Source organism: Marinobacter sp. GH_1 (assembly GCF_048595985.1).
In the GTDB taxonomy this organism is placed as follows: Bacteria; Pseudomonadota; Gammaproteobacteria; order Pseudomonadales; family Oleiphilaceae; genus Marinobacter; species Marinobacter shengliensis.
In genome coordinates this window covers 2,779,725-2,799,606 of record NZ_CP184460.1, presented here as the reverse complement: position 1 = coordinate 2,799,606, position 19,882 = coordinate 2,779,725, and the positions used below count along the sequence as shown (strand labels likewise).

At 56.4% G+C, this 19,882-nt stretch carries 17 protein-coding genes; 13 read left to right on the top strand and 4 right to left on the bottom strand.

All coding sequences use genetic code 11. The features are described from left to right. The first annotated feature begins 51 nt into the window (after positions 1-51). The 11 genes from ACNSOI_RS12735 (at position 52) to ACNSOI_RS12685 (ending at position 10,986) form a co-directional block, all read left to right on the top strand. Entirely contained in the window at positions 52-324 is a 273-nt protein-coding gene (locus tag ACNSOI_RS12735) for an XRE family transcriptional regulator (protein ID WP_228703942.1), read from the top strand. Then, on the top strand, positions 321-1,604 hold the full coding sequence (locus ACNSOI_RS12730) for a type II toxin-antitoxin system HipA family toxin (RefSeq protein ID WP_420194185.1): 1,284 nt from the start codon (positions 321-323) through the stop codon (positions 1,602-1,604). Before ACNSOI_RS12735 ends, ACNSOI_RS12730 begins: the two co-directional genes overlap by 4 nt. 69 nt (positions 1,605-1,673) lie before the next feature. Then, positions 1,674-2,936, top strand: coding sequence for a Vi polysaccharide biosynthesis UDP-N-acetylglucosamine C-6 dehydrogenase TviB (gene tviB / locus ACNSOI_RS12725; protein ID WP_420194184.1), 1,263 nt, complete (start codon positions 1,674-1,676; stop codon positions 2,934-2,936). A gap of 62 nt (positions 2,937-2,998) precedes the next feature. Next, positions 2,999-3,223: a hypothetical protein gene (locus ACNSOI_RS12720; protein ID WP_420194183.1), complete on the top strand. Its 225-nt coding sequence runs from the start codon at positions 2,999-3,001 to the stop codon at positions 3,221-3,223. Beyond that, the gene (locus tag ACNSOI_RS12715; RefSeq protein ID WP_420194182.1) at positions 3,213-3,596 is read left to right on the top strand and encodes a type II toxin-antitoxin system VapC family toxin; all 384 of its coding nucleotides are present in this window, start codon (positions 3,213-3,215) and stop codon (positions 3,594-3,596) included. Before ACNSOI_RS12720 ends, ACNSOI_RS12715 begins: the two co-directional genes overlap by 11 nt. Positions 3,597-3,765: 169 nt before the next feature. Continuing rightward, entirely contained in the window at positions 3,766-4,134 is a 369-nt protein-coding gene (locus tag ACNSOI_RS12710; RefSeq protein WP_058089975.1) for a histone-like nucleoid-structuring protein, MvaT/MvaU family, read from the top strand. Between the two features lie 118 nt (positions 4,135-4,252). Further along, on the top strand, positions 4,253-4,510 hold the full coding sequence (locus ACNSOI_RS12705; RefSeq protein WP_420194181.1) for a helix-turn-helix domain-containing protein: 258 nt from the start codon (positions 4,253-4,255) through the stop codon (positions 4,508-4,510). Continuing rightward, positions 4,507-5,730, top strand: a complete 1,224-nt coding sequence (locus ACNSOI_RS12700; protein WP_420194180.1) for a type II toxin-antitoxin system HipA family toxin — start codon at positions 4,507-4,509, stop codon at positions 5,728-5,730. Before ACNSOI_RS12705 ends, ACNSOI_RS12700 begins: the two co-directional genes overlap by 4 nt. 115 nt (positions 5,731-5,845) lie before the next feature. Next, complete coding sequence (locus tag ACNSOI_RS12695) at positions 5,846-6,961, top strand: Fic family protein (protein WP_420194179.1); 1,116 nt, start codon at positions 5,846-5,848, stop codon at positions 6,959-6,961. 162 nt (positions 6,962-7,123) lie between these two features. Next, entirely contained in the window at positions 7,124-8,911 is a 1,788-nt protein-coding gene (locus ACNSOI_RS12690) for an alkaline phosphatase D family protein (protein ID WP_420194178.1), read from the top strand. Next, entirely contained in the window at positions 8,908-10,986 is a 2,079-nt protein-coding gene (locus ACNSOI_RS12685; protein WP_420194177.1) for a metallophosphoesterase, read from the top strand. Before ACNSOI_RS12690 ends, ACNSOI_RS12685 begins: the two co-directional genes overlap by 4 nt. A gap of 166 nt (positions 10,987-11,152) precedes the next feature. On the opposite strand, the gene ACNSOI_RS12680 is transcribed toward ACNSOI_RS12685, so the two are convergent. Together ACNSOI_RS12680 and ACNSOI_RS12675 are read right to left on the bottom strand one after the other, a co-directional pair. After that, positions 11,153-12,109, bottom strand: a complete 957-nt coding sequence (locus tag ACNSOI_RS12680) for a GGDEF domain-containing protein (RefSeq protein ID WP_420194176.1) — start codon at positions 12,107-12,109, stop codon at positions 11,153-11,155. Between the two features lie 2 nt (positions 12,110-12,111). After that, the gene (locus tag ACNSOI_RS12675; RefSeq protein ID WP_420194175.1) at positions 12,112-13,140 is read right to left on the bottom strand and encodes a response regulator; all 1,029 of its coding nucleotides are present in this window, start codon (positions 13,138-13,140) and stop codon (positions 12,112-12,114) included. A gap of 361 nt (positions 13,141-13,501) precedes the next feature. On the opposite strand from ACNSOI_RS12675, the gene ACNSOI_RS12670 reads away from it, so the two are divergent. After that, positions 13,502-14,401, top strand: coding sequence for a DUF6160 family protein (locus tag ACNSOI_RS12670; protein WP_420194174.1), 900 nt, complete (start codon positions 13,502-13,504; stop codon positions 14,399-14,401). Between the two features lie 46 nt (positions 14,402-14,447). Beyond that, positions 14,448-15,896 carry an exodeoxyribonuclease I gene (gene sbcB, locus ACNSOI_RS12665; RefSeq protein WP_420194173.1) on the top strand — a complete coding sequence of 483 codons (1,449 nt, stop codon included), beginning with the start codon at positions 14,448-14,450 and terminating at the stop codon, positions 15,894-15,896. A gap of 72 nt (positions 15,897-15,968) precedes the next feature. On the opposite strand, the gene ACNSOI_RS12660 is transcribed toward sbcB, so the two are convergent. Both ACNSOI_RS12660 and ACNSOI_RS12655 read right to left on the bottom strand, forming a co-directional pair. Then, positions 15,969-17,972: a tetratricopeptide repeat protein gene (locus ACNSOI_RS12660; protein WP_420194172.1), complete on the bottom strand. Its 2,004-nt coding sequence runs from the start codon at positions 17,970-17,972 to the stop codon at positions 15,969-15,971. Positions 17,973-18,182: 210 nt separating this feature from the next. Next, positions 18,183-19,658 carry a flagellin gene (locus tag ACNSOI_RS12655; protein ID WP_420194171.1) on the bottom strand — a complete coding sequence of 492 codons (1,476 nt, stop codon included), beginning with the start codon at positions 19,656-19,658 and terminating at the stop codon, positions 18,183-18,185. Positions 19,659-19,882: the final 224 nt, after the last annotated feature.

Here is a 19,882-nt window from a genome sequence, read left to right as displayed (position 1 = left end):
CTGTATCCAATTTGATATGATTAATTGGCTTTTGGATATGGGGGTATCTCTGTGAATCTGATTTCAGGGCGGGATGTACAGGTTGCCTTGGCGGCGTACGTGCAGGAGCGGCGGAAGGCCTTGAAGTGGTCGCGGGCGGCGCTGGCGGAGCGCAGTACTGTGCCGGCACCGACCATCAAGAAGTTTGAAACCACAGGGCAGATTTCATTACGTCAGTTTTTACTGTTGTGGCAGTGCGTGGATGATCTTCATCGGTTGCAGGATTTGACGAGCGCGGAGCAAAAGCCTATGCCGCGTTCACTGGATGAGGTGCTTGCCCAGTGAGCTTTGCCCCGGTTCGCCAGTTATCGGTTTGGCGCACGTTCAGCGATGGGCAGCGGGCCCTGGTTGGTGGCCTGGCGCAGAACCGGCAAGGTGTATTCTTTCAGTACGATGCAGATTACCTGGCCAGGTTTAGCCCGTTGTCGCCCTTTGCGCTGAAGTGGGATGCGACGGTTCAGTTGGCTCCCCGCGATCCCCATGGCGGGCTGCCGGGGGTGTTCGCGGATTCTCTGCCTGATGGCTGGGGGTTGCTGTTGATGGACCGGGTGTTTCGTCAGCAGGGTATTCTGCCAGCCCAGGTAACGCCGATGGACAGGCTGGCGTTTGTGGGCGCCACGGGCACAGGTGCACTGAGTTATACGCCGGTGGCGGAAATTGCGCCGGTAGCGGATGACAAGCTGATTGAAACAGCAGAGCTTGGGCTTCAGGCGCAGGCCGTATTCGACGGGCAAACGACGGATGTGTTGGCCGAACTGGTTGCCGCCGGAAGCTCCGCAGGCGCGCGGCCCAAGGCGCAACTGTATTTTTCTGAAGGGGAGTACGGCGTGTGTCGCACTCGGCCCATCGCTGGTGATGAAGCCTGGCTGGTTAAGTTTACCTCTGCCAATCTGCCTCTGGGCCATGAAGAAGGGCTGTGTGAAGCGGTTTATTTATCACTGGCAGAGCGCGCGGGATTGCAGCCTCCCCGCTGGCAGCTTCTGCCGGCTCCCGAGGCATCGGGTGCCAAGGCCTGGTTAGCGGTTGAGCGATTTGACCGGGTGTGGCGCCCACAGGATGTGCCCGGTTGCGTTCATCTGCACAGTGCCTGTGGTTTGCTGGATGCGGATTTCCGGGCGCCCAGTCTGGATTACGAGGATTTGATCAAGGCCAGTGGCCAGTTATGTCGTGGCGTTAACGCGGCGCAGCTGCAGTTCTTGCGCGCAGTGTTTAATTTGTTCGCAGTGAATCAGGACGATCACAGCAAGAACTGGGCGTTTCTGCAAAGCGATGATGGCGATTGGCAGCCTGCACCGTTCTATGACGTGACCTTCAGCCCTGGCCGGTTTGGCGAACACAGCACGGCTTATGCCGGGTTTGGCAAGAAACCACCGTTGAAGGCCATGCAAAAGCTGGCCGCTGAGGCAGGCTTTGCCAGCTGGGTACAGGCGAGGCAGGGAATAGAGCGTGTACTGGATGCCTTGGCCGGTTTCTCCGCCACAGCGAAGGCGCTGGGCGTGAGCGCCGAGACGACCCGGCTTATCCAGCAGCAGCTTGATCAAGCCTATCAGCAGAACATCAAATAATGGGGTCAGACCCCAGAACATTTGGCCGATCAAAATGTCTTGGGGTCTGACCCCAAAATTGGAGGGTTCATGAAAAGGATTGGTGTTATTGGCCTGGGCTATGTGGGCTTGCCGTTGGCAGCGGCTTTTGGTGAGAAGCGCGAGGTGGTTGGTTTTGATATCAACAGCAAGCGCATTGCCGAGCTTAAGGATGGGGTGGATTTTACCCGTGAGGTGTCTGCGGATGAGTTGGCGGCTGCGAAGCATTTGTTGTTTACGGATTCGCTGGAGGGCATTGCGGATTGCCAGATCTACATCGTGACGGTGCCTACGCCCATTGATGAATACAAGAGCCCAGACCTGACGCCGCTGGTGAAGGCCAGTGAGAGTGTGAGCAAGGTGTTGAAGAAGGGCGACATCGTGATTTACGAATCCACGGTGTTCCCGGGTGCCACCGAAGAGGTGTGCGTGCCGGTGCTGGAGAAGTTGTCTGGCCTGGTGTTCAACCAGGATTTCTTCGCCGGTTACAGCCCGGAGCGGATCAACCCGGGCGATAAAGAACACCGGGTAACAACGATCATGAAGGTGACGTCCGGCTCTACGCCGGAGATTGCCGAGGAAGTGGATGCCTTATACGCGGATATCATCACCGCCGGTACCCACAAGGCCAGTTCCATTAAGGTGGCGGAAGCCGCCAAGGTGATTGAAAACACCCAGCGGGATTTGAATATTGCGTTGATGAATGAGTTGTCGATGATCTTTGCTCGTTTGAAGATCGACACCAATGAAGTATTGGCCGCCGCCGGAACTAAATGGAACTTCTTGCCGTTTAAACCCGGCTTGGTGGGCGGGCATTGTATTGGGGTAGACCCGTATTATCTGACCCATAAAGCCCAGGCCATTGGCTATAACCCGGAGATTATTCTTGCCGGGCGCCGGGTGAATGACAATATGGGGCCTTATGCTGCTTCGGCCCTGGTGAAGGCAATGATTAAAAAAGGCCACACCATTGCCGATTCCCGTATTTTGATTATGGGCTTTACCTTTAAAGAAAATTGCCCGGATTTGCGCAATACCCGTGTAATTGATGTGGTGCGCGAACTTCAGGATTATGGCTGCCAGGTGGATGTCACCGACTGCTGGGCAGATAATGCCGAAGCAGAGCATGAATATGGTATTTCATTGGTACCAGAGCCGGCGAAAGAAAGCTATGACGCTGTCTTGCTGGCCGTTCCGCACAGGGAATACGTGGCTTTGAATGCGGATGAATTACGTGGTTATACCAACGGCAACGGTGTGTTGTTTGATTTGAAAGGTGTGTTGCCGTTGGGGCATGCAGACTTGCGGCTGTAATCGGTGTTCGGATCGGATACCTGATATAGTTGTCTGACGGCTATTTGATGAGGAGTGTAGCGATGTACGCTATCGAATTTGAAGCAGACATCAAAAATGGCATGGTTAAAATTCCATCAGAGTACACGCAGCTGGAAGACAGTCACGCTCGGATTCTTTTGATGGTTAGTGACCAGGCGTCGTTGGCTATTGAGAAATCCTCGCTGGATTTCAGTGATGTTGATATTCAGGCATTCAAGGAAAAGGATGCCGTGGTCATGCAGAGGGAAATGAGGGATGAGTGGTAGATACCTGCTGGATACCAACGCCATTATTTATGCACTTGGTCGCAATTTAAAATTGCCCCCAGCGCACTATGCAGTTTCAGTAATAACTAAAATGGAGCTGTTGTCTTGGCCGGCGCTGACGGCTAATGATGAGGTGAAGTTGCGTGAGGTCATAGAGCGGATCACAGTTGTGCAATTGCTTCCCGCGATTCAGGAAACGGCAGTTAAGATTCGCAGGAACACATTGCTCAAACTCCCGGATGCAATAATTTCGTCAACCGCCATAAAGGGAGACTTTGTTCTGGTGACTGATGATGAGAAGCTTTCGAGCCGTCATGTCGGAACTGCAATTTCATTGAACGAGCTCATCGCAGTTGCGCCCGACCAAATGTGAGTGTTGATGAACTCGACAAAATAAAAGCCCGGCATTGTTGTCGGGCTTTTTTATTAATCGCCTGTAAGCGTTTTATTTTGCCAATGTGTGAATTGTTTATTATGATTGTCCGCGACTTCTCGTCATATTCAATGTTTTATTAAAACCCATCGAATAAGGTTTTATTTCCATGGCAAAGATTAACGATTACTACCAGAAGAAACAGCTGATGGAAAAGCTGGCCGCTGAGCTGGAACAGCTCGAGAAGGACCAAGCACTGAAAGGCGAACTGGAATTTGAAAACAAGGTTCGCGCGTTGATGAAGGAATATGACAAATCTCCCAAGGATGTTCTGCAGATTCTGGCGGCGATTGACCCCTCGATTGCTGGCGCCAAAGCGGACGCTTCAACCGGCACCCGCGCCAAGCGCCCGATGAAAACCTACAAGAACCCGCATACCGGTGAAGTGGTTAAGACCCGTGGCGGTAATCACAAGACTCTGAACGAGTGGCGTGAAAAGCACGGTAAGGAAGCTGTTCAAAGCTGGCAGCAGGATTAATTAAATCGGGCCGCGGAATCAGCGGCCCGATTTCGTTTACGCCGCCTATTCTTCTCGCCAAATTGTGAATATACGCTACAATATAGAAGATTTTCGTCGAAATGTAGAGTATATCCACATGACCCTTCTCGAACTTGGTCCGTTTATCAGAAAAGAGCGCAAGCGCGCAGGCTTATCCATGCAGGCTTTGTCTGACATGGCGGGCGTTGACCGGACAACCTTGTCGAAACTGGAGAATCAGCACCTCCCTGAAATGGGTTATGCCAAGCTGGAACGGGTACTAGCTGTTCTGGGGTTGGAATTTTCGGTGCGTGTTATGGGGGGATTGCCTACGTTAAAAGACCTTCAGAGAGATAATGAACGGGGGCTGGAATGACTTCTGTTCGCCGGGCAAGGGTAGAGGTATCTGGCAGTGTTGTGGGTGACTTGTCTTCACCAGAGCGGCCGGAACCATCGGTGTTTGTGTATCGCGAAGGTGTGCCCGAGCAGTCTGCGGTGTCGGTGACCATGCCGGTGAGTGAGGCGTCTTATGCATTCGACGGTGTGCATCCGATCTTTGCCCAGAACCTGCCAGAGGGCTATTTGGGCGACATCATCAGAAAGCATGTCGCCAAGCTTTACGGCTCCGGGGATTTGACGGTGCTGGCAACACTGGGTCGGCATCAGGTTGGTCGAGTGGTCGTGACGGCTGGTGATTTTGCAGGGATGGGTGATGAGCACCATGGCGAATCGTTGGGCGGGTTGCTGGCTGCCAAGGACGACTCTTTGTTTGAGGAGCTCGTTGAAAAGTACGCCCTTCGTTCAGGCGTTTCCGGCGTGCAACCGAAGGTTTTGGTGCCGGCCTCTATTTCTGAAAAATCGACGCTTCGCACCGAAGGCTACATTGTAAAGACCTGGGGCGATGACTATCCGCAATTGGCAGCCAATGAATACTTTTGCATGACTGTGGCTCGGGAGTTCGGGTTGCCGGTACCGGATTTCTATCTTTCTGATAATGGCCGGTTGTTCATCATGTCTCGTTTTGACCGGCGGCCGGATGGTTCGTGGTTAGGTTTTGAAGATGCCTGTGTTCTGCAAGGATTGCTGCCTGAGGATAAATATTCTGGTAGTTATGAGAAGCTGGCTAAAACATTATCGCTATTTCTCTCCCCGCAACACCGCCGTGAAGGCTTGCGCTGGCTATTCAGGTCTGTACTGCTCTCATGGGCTGTACGCAATGGAGATGCCCATCTGAAGAACTTTGGCTTGTTGTATTGCGAGCCGTTTGGTGAACGCTGGTTGGCACCCACCTACGACATTGTTTCGACCACGCCCTACCTGAAGCGTGATGTGCCCGCGCTTACCCTGGCTGGCCGAAAGGTATGGTGGCCCTTGAGTTACTTGAAAAACTTCGCCCGCCAATCCTGCGGCCTGACGACTGGTGAGGTAAGCACAGATCTTGAGTTACTGGCGCAAAAACTCACTGAGATTGCCGGCCAGATAGACTCGTACACAACCAAGACACCCGCCTTCACTCAGGTAGGCACCACCATGTCCCAAACCTTCCGCGCAAGCAGCCACGAAATCACTTTTGGGGTCAGACCCCAAGACATTTGACCACCCGAAATGTCCTGGGGTCTGACCCCAAGCACTGTTGAGCCGATAGAACGCTTCCTTCGGCTCAATAAATTTCATAATATGAGCCGATGAATCTATTCCAATGGCTCGCACAATGTATACTTGGGAACTGAAAGACTGGCCGCACTTTCGCTTTGATCATGCAGAAGCGGAATTTTGGACGCAGAAAGCGCTGGCGGCCTCCCAGAGAATTCTGGGGGCGATGTCGGTTGTTCCGGAGGATCTCGAAAGCGAGGCAAGGCTGGATCTTCTGGTGAGTGCTGCCATTGAGACCAGTGCCATTGAAGGTGAGGTGCTCAATCGCGAAGATGTGCGCAGTTCCATCAAGAATCATTTCCTGAAACCGGATGAGAAGGTGGCTGTGCATGACCCGGTCGCCGCCGGTATTTCGGCTGTTATTCTCGAGGTGATGGACCTTTATGGTGAAGCTCTAGCGGAGCAGCGATTGCACCATTGGAACAAGTTGGTTCTCCCTGAGGCCGGTTCAAGCTCGTTTTCGAGTGCGCGAACAGCAGCTGGGCAGTGGCGCAGGCACTCTGATGCTATGCAGATTGTTTCTGGCCCCGTGTACAATCCTACCGTTCACTTCGAGGCGCCACCATCGGAACGTGTGCCGGCGGAAATGAGGGTGTTTCTGGACTGGTTCAACAACGATTCGCCGGAGTTGCCTGGTGTGGCCCGTGCTGCGATTGCTCATCTCTGGTTTGAAACTATCCATCCTTATGAAGATGGTAATGGAAGGGTAGGCCGGGCGATTGCCGATGTGGCAGTTTCACAGATGTTAGAGCAGCCGTTGATGATGAGTCTGGCGACGGTGCTAAGTAAACATCGGAAAGCCTACTACCAGCAATTGAATACAGCCTCAAAAGAGACGCTGGATATAACGCCCTGGGTGAACTGGTTTGGTGAGCGGGTTGTTGAGGCTTTGGACGGCAGCATCCAGGTTATCCAGTATGTGGTAAAAAAGGCACGCTTCTGGGACTCGCTGAACAACCGTGATCTGAATGACAGGCAGCTGAAGCTGATTCGCAAAATGCTCGGGCACGATGTTCCAGGTTTTGAAGATGGAATTAACGCAAAGAAGTACCAGAACCTGACCCGTTGCTCAAAAGCCACCGCTACCCGCGACCTTCAGAACCTGGTCGCCCAGGGTGTACTAGCTCCCATCCAAAGCAAAGGGCGCTACGCCCGCTATCAACTGACTCTATAATTTGGGGTCAGACCCCAAGACATTTGACCACCCGAAATGTACTGGGGTCTGACCCCAAACTTGTTTTTTGTCAAAATGTGCGGCATAGCATATGCTATGCAATAAAATTGTAACGATCGCTCCATAAAATCCTGGTTTGTATACAGCTTCTGGGTGAAAACAATGAAACGTCGATCTTTCCTGGCATCGTCGCTGGCGCTGCCGGCTTTCTCTTTGGTGGGGTGTGGTGATTCTGGTTCTTCGGTGGAGTTGCCTGCCGGGCCAAGGCCTGTCACCGGGCGTAACGGGCAGCCTGGTAATGAGCCGGTGGGGTTCTTTGAGCATGGGGTTGCCTCTGGCGATCCGCTGGATGACCGGGTAATCCTGTGGACGCGGGTGACACCGGCACTGCCTACGGAAACCTCGGTGCCGGTTCAGGTGTTGGTCAGCCGTCAGCCGGATCTTTCGCAGCCTCAGGTGTTTACCGCAACCGCAGAGGCAGATTCTGATTTCTGTGTGAAGGTGGATGCCACTGGCCTCGCCAGCGACACCTGGTATTACTACGCCTTCCGTTGCGGCCCCAATGTGTCTCCGGTTGGGCGTACCCGTACGTTCCCGGCGCCGGACCAGCGTGTGCGGCGGGCCCGGTTTGCCACGGTTTCCTGTTCCAACCTGCCTTATGGCCACTTCTCTGTTTATAACGCTTTGGCGAAGGTGGAAGAGCGGGATCTGGATTTTGTGCTGCACCTGGGTGACTACCTCTACGAATACGAGCCGGGGAACTATGATGACCCCGCTGCAGTGCCAAACCGCGTCCATGAGCCGGCGAATGAAATCCTTTCCTTGTCCGATTACCGAATTCGCCACGGCCAGTACAAGCGAGACGCGGATTTGCAGGCGGTGCATCAGCAATACCCGATGATCTGCATCTGGGATGACCATGAGATTGCCAATGACGCCTATATGGATGGTGCGGAGAACCATGACCCGGCCACGGAGGGGGATTGGGAAACCCGCAAGCAGGCAGCCATTCGTGCCTATTTTGAGTGGATGCCGGTGCGGGACTTCGGCGCAGACAGCCAGCGCCTGTGGCGCCGGTTCCGGTATGGCGATCTGATTGATTTGTGGATGCTGGATACCCGCATCGAAGGCCGGGATGCCCAGGCGTCTTTGCCTTTCGGCCCCGAACGCACAGACCCGGACAGAAAGCTGATCAGCGATGCCCAGATGAGCTGGCTGACGGACGGCCTGACCAGCTCTGGCAGTTTATGGAAGATGATTGGCCAGCAGGTGATGTTCGGGCAGCTGAACCTGGCGGAGTTGCCCCAGCCGGAACTGATCTCCGAACAGCTGCCTTATGGCACCACCCAACAGGGCCTGAATATGGACCAATGGGATGGTTACACCGCAAGCCGCACCCGCATTCTGGACGCCATCGAGCAGAACGGTGTGGAGAACGTGGTGGTGTTCACCGGTGATATTCATACCTCCTGGGCCAATGAGATCTATCGGAATCCGGCGTCTGTGGTGGGTGACTTGTTTGCGCCTGAAGCGCTGGCGGTGGAGTTTGTATGCCCGTCTGTGACCTCGCCGGGCTTCCCGGCTGGTTTGGCGGAATTGGCTGCGGTCGCGGTGCGCACCACCAACCCGCACGTGAAGTACGCTGAGCTACAAACCCGCGGTTTTATTCTGATGGATGTGGACCGGTTCGGCGCCCAGGCGGAGTTCCATTATGTGGCGTCGATTGCTGATGAAACCCGTAAAGGCGAGCTGGATAGTGGCAAGCGCAAGCTGGTGAAAGTAGCCGCCAAACAACCGGGCCAGCGGTATCGCCTGATCACTGACAACCTTACTCCATCCCGCCCGAGAACCAGGCAAACCAGTCTGCTGGCGCCGGCCGCCACGCCTCAACATCAACAGGAACTGGCGGCTGTGCTGGGCGCCGTTCATTCCCTGGAGTCTGTCGTATGAACTCTAAACTGAAGTTGCTTGCCCTTTTGATCATACCGCTCACCCTGGTGGCCTGTGGCGGTTCCGGTGAAGACGAAACCGAACCCACCACGCCGGGCACCCAACCCGATGCGACTACGCCTGGTGACGAGGATAGTGCCCGTGCGGTGGCCTCAACCCAGTTTATCGCCATGGGCGATTCTGGCTCCGGCAGCCCCGGCCAGTATGCGGTGGGCGAGGCGATGGCGCAGGTTTGCGAGCTCAAATCGGCAGAAGCAGGCCCCTGCGAGTTTGTGCTGGGGTTTGGCGATAACATTTATGAAGACGGCGCCACCTCGGTAGAGGACATTCAGTTTATCGAGAAGTTTGAGAAGCCGTTTGAGCCCATGGGGGAACGCCCGTTCTATATGGTGCTGGGTAACCACGACAACACCGGCTATGTGGGTGGCGATGGCGCCAACAACAGCCGGGGCGATATTCAGGTGGATTACCATTATGAGGGCAACAGCCCTCGGTGGCGCATGCCTGCCCGCTACTATGCGTTCAATAGCGGCGAAATACCCACCGCGTTGATGCCGAAAACCCGAGAAGGCAAGCCACTGTTAACGGTGGTGTCGCTGGATTCCAACCCGATTGCCTCGCTGTTGGCAGACGCGGATTCCCGTTTTACCTGGCAGAATTACGGCATGACGCAGCTGATGTGGGCCCAGGACGAGCTGATCTCGTCGCAGGCGCTGTTCAACATCGCCATGGCCCATCACCCGTATCTGTCCAATGGCTTGCACGGCAACGCAGGCAACTATGATTTCATTCCCTCGTACATTCTGCCGGTGATCTCCGGCCAGCGCTGGAAGGATTTTCTGGAAGAGGGGGTGTGCGACTACGCCGATTTCATCATGACCGGGCACGACCACGACCTGCAATTGCTGGAGCCGGTGGAAAGCTGTGGTCGAACCCGTTTTTTGGTGAGCGGCGCCGCCGGCAAAACCCGCTCCCTGCAGGATGAAAGCCGAAACCAGGCCATGTACCAGGCCGGCGATACCTACGGCTTTTTCTGGGTGCAGGCGATGGAAAGCAACCCGGCCACGGGCGCGCCGGCACAAATGTGCTTCGAGGCCTACACCGTAGACCCGGAGCTGGAAGGCTTTGGTGTGCTGGGTGCTGATGGTGGGCTTACCCCGGCCTACAGCCAGTGCCTGGAAAAGGTCGAGCCAATGAATATTGCTCGGGGCAAGGATTTCTCCGGCTCGCCGGTTTCCCTGCCAGTGCCGTTGGCTGACGGTGCGGGTTTTGACGGTAACTTTACGGGTCCGTTGGAGCTGTTCCGGGAGGAGCTGGTCAGTGGCCTGAATACCCTGAACATGGCCAATCCGAACGCTGAAACCCAGCAAGCCGTTGCCCAGCTGATCAACGGGCTGGATACGCTGCTGGTCACGTTGGATGCGGCGGCGTCATCCGTCTCCGAATCCGGCTCTCCGGAGGATATGGCCCAGGCTACGTTGGCGGTACAAGCGGCTGCCGAACGTTTGCACGCTATTGATACCTCTGAATTGCCAGCCCCCTTTGACCGCCTGGGCTCGGCGTTTGAAGCCTTTGCCCTTGGTTTCGGGGGTGAGGGCGATGAGAGCTCTGGCCAGGGGTTGTCGGAAGACACCGCGTTCCTGCTTGGACCGGTCGTACAGTTGGTGATTAATCTGGAGAACATTCTGGATGCCGTGGATCAACAGGCCGAGCCAGCGCCAGTGCTGCGGGGTGTCACTAGCTTGTTGGCGACCACTTTGCGAGGTGTTGGTGGCACGTTGGAGGAAGTTTCCAAACTCGACAGCTCCGCCGCTTCTGATGCGCTGATCGGTTCAATCAATTCGGCGTTGAATACCTTGGTATTGGAAGTGCTGCTGCTTGAGGAGGCCCCTGACCCGATCAATCAGAACGCCACTCTGCCCACCAACTTCCTGTCGGATGCGCTGGCCACCGTAGTGCGCGAAGTCACTGAACAACTGGATCGAAACGCCCTGAGCACTGCCGACAGCCTGCTTGGCCGGCTGCTGTCGCCGATAACCGGAGCCATCACCGGCCTCATCGACCGCCTCTTCTAAGTTGGGGTCAGACCCCATTTTAGTTGGTGCGGTTGGGGTCAGTCCCGTGGGGACAGACCCCGTCGCTGAGTTGGGTGCGCTGCACCAAATTCGCAGGCTACAAAGGGGTCTGACCCCTTGGGGTCAGACCCCACCCTTCTGCCAGCGCCAATCGCCAACCTCGCGATTATTCAGCAACTACTACTCTGTTCCTGCCACTCTCCTTGGCCGCATACAGCGCCTCATCTGCCTTCTGCATCCACTGCATATAGTTCTCTGGCTCGTCGGTGAGTTGGGCGATGCCCATGCTGATGGTGTAGGTGATGTTGCCGGCGTTGGTCTCCACGGTGCTTTTCTCGATGCTCTCGCGGATGCGCTCGCAGATGAGGCGGGCATTCTCTGCGTCGGTTTCCGGCAGGATGATGCCGAATTCTTCACCACCGTAGCGCCCGGCGCTGTCGGATTGGCGGATGCTGCTGCGGGTAATCTGGGCGGTGTGGCGGATGACTTCATCGCCGGCCAGGTGGCCGTAGGTATCGTTGACTGGCTTGAAGTGGTCGATGTCGAACATCACCAGGCTGGTGGCCTGGCCGTAGCGCCGGTAGCGTTCGTATTCCGCATCTACCAGGTTCTCCCAGGTGCCACGGTTGAGCAGGCCGGTCAGGCGGTCTGTCATGCTCAGTTTGGCGAGCTGTTCGTTGGCCCGCTCCAGCGCCCGTTTGCTACTGGCGAATTCGGTGACGTCGTAAATCAGCAGGCAGATCTTGTCGACCTCACCGTTGGTCCCGGTCAGCGGGCTGATAGTGAGGTTTTGGAACATGTACTCTTCGGTGCCGGTGATGGGCCGGGTGTTCCGGAACTTGAACAGGTAAGGCCGCTGTTCCCAGGAGGTGAAGGCGCGGGTGTTGAGCATGGCCACGGCATCTACCTTTCGCGTGAGCCAGGCTTGCGGGATGTCTGGGAACACGTCGAACAGGACTTTGTTCTGGATTTGGCTGCCGGTGATGCCGCTGTGATGCTCCATAAAGCCATTCCAGGCCTGCACGCGAAAATCGAGGTCCAGCACCACGAGGCCAACCTCGACCGATTCGAGCATGTCTACCAGCCAGTGAAAGGCGTCTGCTTCCGGGTTCTGAAAGACCATGGTCAATCCACCAGGTATTCGAGGCGTTTTTCAAGGAAGGGCACCGAGTCTTCGGTGAACAGAATCAGCATGTCGCAATGGATGTCGCGGTTTTCGATGGCGTAGCTGATTTCAATGCACAGCAGTTGTTCTTCCCGCTTGCTGTGGTGCTCCAGCAGCTCATTGATGGGCCGATGCTGGCCGAGCACCGTTGGGTGGCCCAGGCCGAGTTTCAGGTCCAGCTGGTCGCCAATGCCGTTCAGGAAGGCGCCGAATAGGATGCTGGACATGTCCATCAGCACTTCCACGTTAACGGCTTCGCCCTCGACTACATCGTAATGCAGCAGTTCCGCCATTTCCTGAAAGCTGGCGTCTTCGAACAACAGCAGTGCTTCGCCCGCGAGGCCGGCGCCGGTGAAACCCTGGCACACGGCGGAATAGTCGTCGGCTCGTTGTGCGGCAGAGATGGCCATGTGCAGTTCGGAATTGGCGATAAACGCCACTTTCGGGATCGGCTGCTTTACGAACACCCGGAGCAAGCGGGCCAAGAGATCTGAAGAGCGGCCCATGGCCACGTTGGCGATTTCCTGCAGGTAGTCGTTCAGGCTGACGGAGATTTCCCGGGCTTTGGTGACGGTGCTGCGCAGAGAGGAATCTTTCAGCGCTGCGGTTTCCAGTTCGCCGGGGCGGTAGAAACCGTACTCCTCGAGCAAACTGCTTACAATGCCGGTGTCTGTGGGCTTTTTGATGAAGTCGATGGCGCCCAGTTTACGAACGCGCTCACGGGCTTCCGGCTGGATGTCACCGGAGACCACAATAGTCAGCACCGGCAGATCTTCTTTGCGGATGTGCTCCAGAACCTGGTAGCCATCCATTTCTGGCATGTTGAGGTCCAGAAACAGGAGTTCAGCCTTGCGCTCGCGCAGAATCTGCAGGGCCTCTTCACCGTTGGTGGCGAACAGGATGTCGTCCGCCAGGCCGTCGGGAAGGGCGCGAGCCATTTGCTTGCGGGCGAGGGCGGAGTCGTCGCAAATCAGGATGTGGGTAGACATCGGTCGTTGGTGGAGGCCCTGAGTAAAGTTATGCAGTATACCAGTGTCGGTCTATGTGTATCTACTTGCTACAGTAATGGTTCTGCTGATTTTGTTGTTCATTCCATGGATGAGCAGAGTTAAGTGTAATCCTGTGATGGCGATCATGCTTAACGAGGAAATGACATCTGTGTAATGGGCGAATGTGATGTGGCGCACTCTATATACGCAGGTGGCTCCGCTATAGTCGTGTTGCGGTCAAAAAGAAACATAACGTTACAAAGAATAACGTGGCCGTATGCCAGCACCGAAATAACAAAATAAGCGGGCGGCATGAGTCGGCGTCGGAAACTGACTCACAAAAACAATCAGAGACACTAATATGAAGACGCAAGCGTACGGATACGCTGCCCTTGCCATGTTCTGCCTGGGTATTTCGCCCGTTGCCCAGGCCGATCTTAAGCCCATTTCAGATGATGCAATGGGTGAGGTGACCGGGCAGGCGTTTATGCAGATAGAAAACATTGCCGGCGAAAACCACGACTTCACCCGCATGACCCTGGGTATGGATGTGGAAACGCGGGTGAATGTGGACGACATTCAGGTGGGCCAGATTGATGGCGGCACCGATTTTTCAGCAAGCCACCTGGCCTTGGGGCATATCGCCCGTGCCAACGGCGAAGTATTCAATGGCCGAACCTATAATGAAGGCGAGGTTATCCCTTTTGAGGCCCAGCGGCCTTATATCGAGCTGGCTGAGGATGCCCAGGGCCTGGCGGGCTTCCGTTTGGGGTTCCAGCAGGCGCGGGGTTCGATGTCTTCTCATACCACCAGTTTCAGTGGTGACTTGCCGGGGCTGAAGATTGAATCCGCCGGACAGGTCTACAATGCCCAGCTGTTTAGTGGTGTAGAGGGCGCCCCTACCAACCGCCGTGCAACGCACATAGGGCTGGCCCCGAATAATCCCGATCAACTGGCAGGTTGTAACGTCAGTGGTGATCTGGCGAACTGCGCGCCGCTCACCAACCTGCGTTCTATCATCGTGGGTGACGAAGGTGCCGCAGAGGGCGAGGTAGCCTTCACCGATGGCTTCTTTATCGGTTTCCAGCGTGATGAAAACATGGCCTGGCAAAGTCTGGATGGTGCCAACACCATCAGCGTGGGCAAGGGGGTGTTCATCAACCTGCCCACGAATATGACGGTGGACTTGAGCCAGTTAACGGGTGAGGGTGTAGACCGGTTGCGGACTCATCAGGTGGATATGGGGACGAAGTTGTTTTGAATTTTGGTAGACTCCTGCCATTGATCCGTTTGGCAGGAGTGCTCCCTTGATCCGTTCTTTCTACTGGCACGATTACGAAACCTTCGGCGTGGACCCGGTTCATGACCGCCCCTCCCAGTTCGCCGGCGTACGCACCGATGCCGATCTGAACGTGATCGAAGATCCGTTGGTGATCTTCTGCAAGCCGACAGACGATTACCTGCCTTCCCCGGAAGCCTGTTTGATTACCGGCATTACCCCGCAGAAAGCACTGGAAGACGGCTTCCCGGAAGCGGAATTCATTGCCAAGATCAACGAAGCCTTCAGCCAGCCCGGCACCTGCGCCGTGGGGTACAACAGCCTGCGTTTTGATGATGAAGTTACCCGCCACACCCTGTACCGAAACCTGCGCGATCCTTACGCCCGGGAATGGCAGAACGGTAACTCCCGCTGGGACATCATCGACATGGTGCGACTGACCTACGCCCTCCGCCCGGAAGGCATCAACTGGCCGAAGAAAGAAGACGGCAGCCCCAGCTTCAAGCTGGAGGAATTGACGGTGGCTAACGGCATTGCCCACGAGGCTGCCCACGATGCCATGTCTGACGTGCTGGCGACCATCGCCGTGGCCAAACTGATCAAAGAAAAGCAGCCCAAGCTGTTTGATTTCGTTCTGAACAATAAAGACAAGCACTCCGCCCGGCAAATGCTGGACACCGCCGCCATGAAACCGGTGTTCCATATCTCTGCCAAGTACCCGGCCACCCGCGGATGCTGCGCCCTGGTGGCGCCGGTGGCGGAAAGTCTGAGCAACAAGAACCAGGTGATTGTGTACGACCTGCGGGAAGACCCCACTGAACTGATCAACGCCACCGTGGAGCAGATTCGTGAGCGGGTATTTACGTCACAGGCAGAGCTGGGTGAGGGCGTTAGCCGCTTCCCCTTGAAAGGTGTGCAACTGAACAAGTGCCCGGTGCTGGCCCCGGCCAACATGCTGTCAACCCTGTCGCCGGAACGGCTGGCGGAACTGGAGCTGGATGGCGACGTGCTGCGCGCCAACCTGGCCAAACTGCGGCAAGCGCCAGACCTGCCAGGCCGCATCGCTCAAGCCTTCGAGCAGGATTTCGCCGGCAGCGACCTGACCGACCCGGACGAACAACTCTACGCCGGTGGCTTCATCAGCAAAACCGATCGGGAGAAACTGAACTGGCTGTTAACCCAGCCGGCAGATACCCTGGGCGAGCAAGACGTGAGCTTCGAAGACGCACGCCTGCCAGACATGCTGTTCCGCTACCGCGCCCGAAATTACCCGGGCACTCTGAGCGGCGAAGAAATGGAACGCTGGGAAGAATTTCGCAGCCAACGCCTGATGCATCCCAAGCAAGGCTGGCGCTCCCTCGAAGAGTACGGCCGCATCCTGCAAAAACTCGCCGCCGACCCGGAGCTCACGCCCAGGAACCAGCAAATCCTCGAAGACCTCCATCTCTACGGCGAATCCCTCATCCCCTACATGTAAAATTGGGGTCAGACCCCAAGACATTTGATGCTGCCAAATGTCCGGGGGTCTGACCCCAACGTTTACCAACGTTTATCTGCGGCGTTGGAAGTAGACGCTGAGGTTCTGGCCCATGATGCTTTGCACTTCGCTGCCCAGGGCCTCGGCCTGGATTTGGCGTTGTACCGGGGCGGTGGCCAGGCTGTGGCCGTCTTCGTCCCGAGCTTTGACCAGTTTCCATTCCACTTCGTTACTGACCAGCGCCAGCAGTTCTTTGAGCTGGCCGGCGTCTTGTGGGCGAAACCAGCGGTCGCGGCAGCCGCCGAGGCTGTAGAAGTCGTCGTCTTTCAGCAGGTTGGCCCATACCGCGTCTTGCTTGTTCGCCAGCACCATGCGGCGAAGCTGGCGCAGGCTGGTGCGGGTGGGTTGCAGCTGGTGTTCTGCAATGAGTCGGCGGATCTGTTTGTCGCCGGCGGTTTGCTCGGCCATGCTGGTGTGCATGTGCACCACGGCACCGGCAATGGAGGCGCTGTTGATGAGCGCTGCCAGGGAAAGTTCGGTCATGGCCGGTGACGGCAGGCGGCCCACTTCCACCCAATGGACCTGATGACCATCGGCCACGAAGCGCTGGGCGATGGACCAGGGCCAGAACACGATGTTGTCCATGTTCAGGGTTTGCGCCATGCGGGTGGCCTTGGCGATGTTAGCCAGGGACTCGTCCACCGCGATCACTTCTACATCGTCCAGGTACTGTGCCAGTTCCATGGCGCGCTGGCCGGACTGGGCGCCGCACACCAGAATGCGCAGGGTGGCGGGCAGGTTGTTTGTATTGAGTCCAAGTTCCTGGGCCATCACGGCTTTCAGGCTGGTTTCGGTGCGGTAGGCCAGCTGGCTCCACGCCGGCCAGGCTTGCGGCACGTCGGTTTTGGCCAGGCAGAGCTCTTCCGCCTTCTCATCAAAGTTCTGTTTGATGGCTTCTTCTTCGGCGCGGCTGTAATAGCTGGCGGCCATCATCGGCTGCATGGCCAGGGGCCAGTCCACCAGGTTCCATTGCCCCAGTTGCATGGCAAAGCTTTGATGGAACAGGGCACCGTACATGGCGCTGATCATCAGCGAGCCAATCAGGGCTTCTTGCGGTTCGCGCACGGCGAATTGCGCTACGACGCTGTCGTTGATCGTGGTCGCCAGGCGCTCTTCATCGTCTTCCGCGGCCAGTGCGTATCCAGTGCGGTCTGCGTATTCGGCAATGGCCAGGCACAGGGGCTGAAGTTCGTCCCGCAGGCTGGCGGTTTGCGCCACTTCCGCCATGATCGCCCGGCGTAGCATCACCACCAGCTCTTCCACGGCAGCGTTGGGCATCAGGGTTTTCTGAAGGGCCAGAATCAGCAGTTCGTCTTCAGCGGCAGCATCCAGGAAGACCTCGGCATTCGGGTTATACAGATCATACTGCTGCTGGATGATGGCGCCGACAAACCGGCCGATTTCCTGGTGCGGCAGGCCGTCTTTGCGGAGCAGGGCGATGGCATCCTGCGCCAGGTCGGTGTCTGCCTTGTGAATCTGCAGATGCTGCGCGCAGGTAAGCATGCCGGAATACACCGAATCCCAGCGGGAACCGGTTTGCAGCAGTTTGCGGTAATGCAGGTAGGCCACATCGAATTGCCCCTGCAGGCGCTTGGCGTGGGCAACACCGCAGAAAGCGGCGGCGGATTGCCGGTCGCATTCCAGCGCCCGCAGGAAGTACTCCTCCGCCAGGGCCGGTCGCTCGCTCTTCAACGCCCAGTAACCCAGGTTGCAGTACTGCTGCGCTTGCCCAGGCTGGCTGTTCAGGCTGGCATTGAACAGTGCATGGGCTTTCTCCAGCTGGCCATCGTCCATCTCCACCCGGCCCAGCAGTCCAAGGGCCGCCGCGTTTTCCGGCTCCAGCGCCAGCGCCTGGTCCAGGTACTCCCGGCATTCAAACCGCGCTTTCAGCCGCTGCACATAGGAAAGCCCGTTACTGTTGGACTCCCCATACGCCAGATTCGCCTGCAAAACCAACCGCGCCGCCTGCGCCTGAACCGAGCGGGGAAGATGAGCATTGTGATGTTGTACGTGCATGGAACACCTCGTTACCAGCCATGATTCGATGCGGCAAAGGTCTGCAGTTTTTTGACGGTTTGCCGTGCTTTGAGGGAGGTGTTGCGAAAGGTGTGCCAGTTTTGGGGTCAGACCCCAGTACATTTGATGGGGTGAAATGTCTTGGGGTCTGACCCCAAAAGTAAAACGGCCGGATGATTAGCCCGGCCGTTTTGTTTGTGCTGCGGGAGTTTAGCCCTGCAGTAGCTGGAGCACCTGCTGGGGCCTGGCGTTGGCCTGGGCCAGTACGGAGAGACCAGCCTGCTGGAGCACCTGGGTGCGAGCCAGTTCGGCGGTTTCTGCGGCGAAGTCGGCATCGCGGATTCGGCTGTTGGAGGCCGATAGGTTTTCTGAGGTAGTACTCAGATTGGCGATGGTGGACTCGAAGCGGTTCTGGACCGCACCCAGCTCGGCTCGGAAGCCGTTGATGGTGTCTATGGCGTAGTCCACTGCGATCATGGCTCGATCGGCGCCTTCTCGGGTAGAAATATCCAGGAAGTCAGCAGAGAGTGCGTCTATTTCTTGTGAGCCGTCGACCGTGATGTCGATAGTGTCAGCATCCACTGTCGCCGAGATGCTGACCGAGTATTCCTCACCGAACTGGGATGAGAAGATGATGTTCCGATTGCTTGAGTCGAGGTTTGCCTGGACCCCTGTCCGGTTGGACGCGGCGTTTACTTGGGCGACGATGTCGTTGATCGATGTTGCGCCGCGCACTTCGATGTCCACCGGGTCCTCGTTGCGATCAGACTGGATACTTACTGCAAAATCGATCGTATTTCCGGCTTTGAAGTATTCGTCGAGAGTTGTGTCGTTGGACGCTGCACTGACTGTTAAGCCACTAGGGCCCCCGATGTTGGATAGGTCAAAAGCGTATTCCTGGTCGAGGCTGTTGCCAATAACAACGGAGCCTGAGGCGGAACCCGCTTCAATGGTGATGCCCTGAAGATCCGGGTTATTTCGGACCTGCTCGCGGAATTGCGCAAGGAAATCTTCCACGCTGTCCGGGTCTGTTACCCTGACGGTACCGATTACCGAAGATCCAAGCGTAATCTCAATTTCGGATACGCCGGATGCCGGGAAGGCGCCAAGCGCCGCCGAGGCCTCAGTTGGCCCAAGGGCGAGATCAGAGAACAGTTGAGTCTGATCGATGATTGACCCAATTTGGCTGCCGCGAGTGTCTAGCCCGCTTACACCAATGGTCTCGCCGGTATTGGCGCCTACCTGGAAGGTCTGAGTCCGGAAGGTGCCGTCCAGCACCTTAAGACCGTTAAATGAGGTTTGTGAGGCAATGCGGTTTATCTCTTGTAGGCGCTGCTGAACTTCCTGGTTCAGTGCCTGACGATCTGAATTACTGTTGGTGGCATTAGCGGATTGAACGGCCAGTTCCCGTATCCGCTGCAGGTTGTTGGCGACTTCGTCCAGTGCGCCCTCGGCGGTCTGGGCAAGAGAGATACCGTCGTTCGCATTTCTTTGAGCCATGTTCAGGCCGGTAATCTGTGACTGGAAGCGCTCAGATATGGCCAGGCCTGCCGCGTCGTCTTTTGCTGAGTTGATCCGTAGCCCGGAGGAAAGGCGCTGAAGTGCGACATTTGCCTCCCCCTGGGAAGCGTTGAGATTACGCTGAGCATTCAGCGAGGCGATGTTGGTGTTGATAATCTGAGGCATTGTCTATTCTCCCTGCTCAGAGAGGCCGCAACCTCCTGAAAAGAGCTTGCCGGCCAAATTCGGATAATTGCCGTTTTTGTGGTTCAAGCTATTACCGTGCCAGAATTGATATTGAGCCATTAAGGGTCTGTTTTTTCTGGTCTATTTTTTTATTCTTGCATCTCTGGTTACTGTGGGGAGGCAACTATTTGACGGAACCAAAGGGAATAACTTTGCCGGTTTCT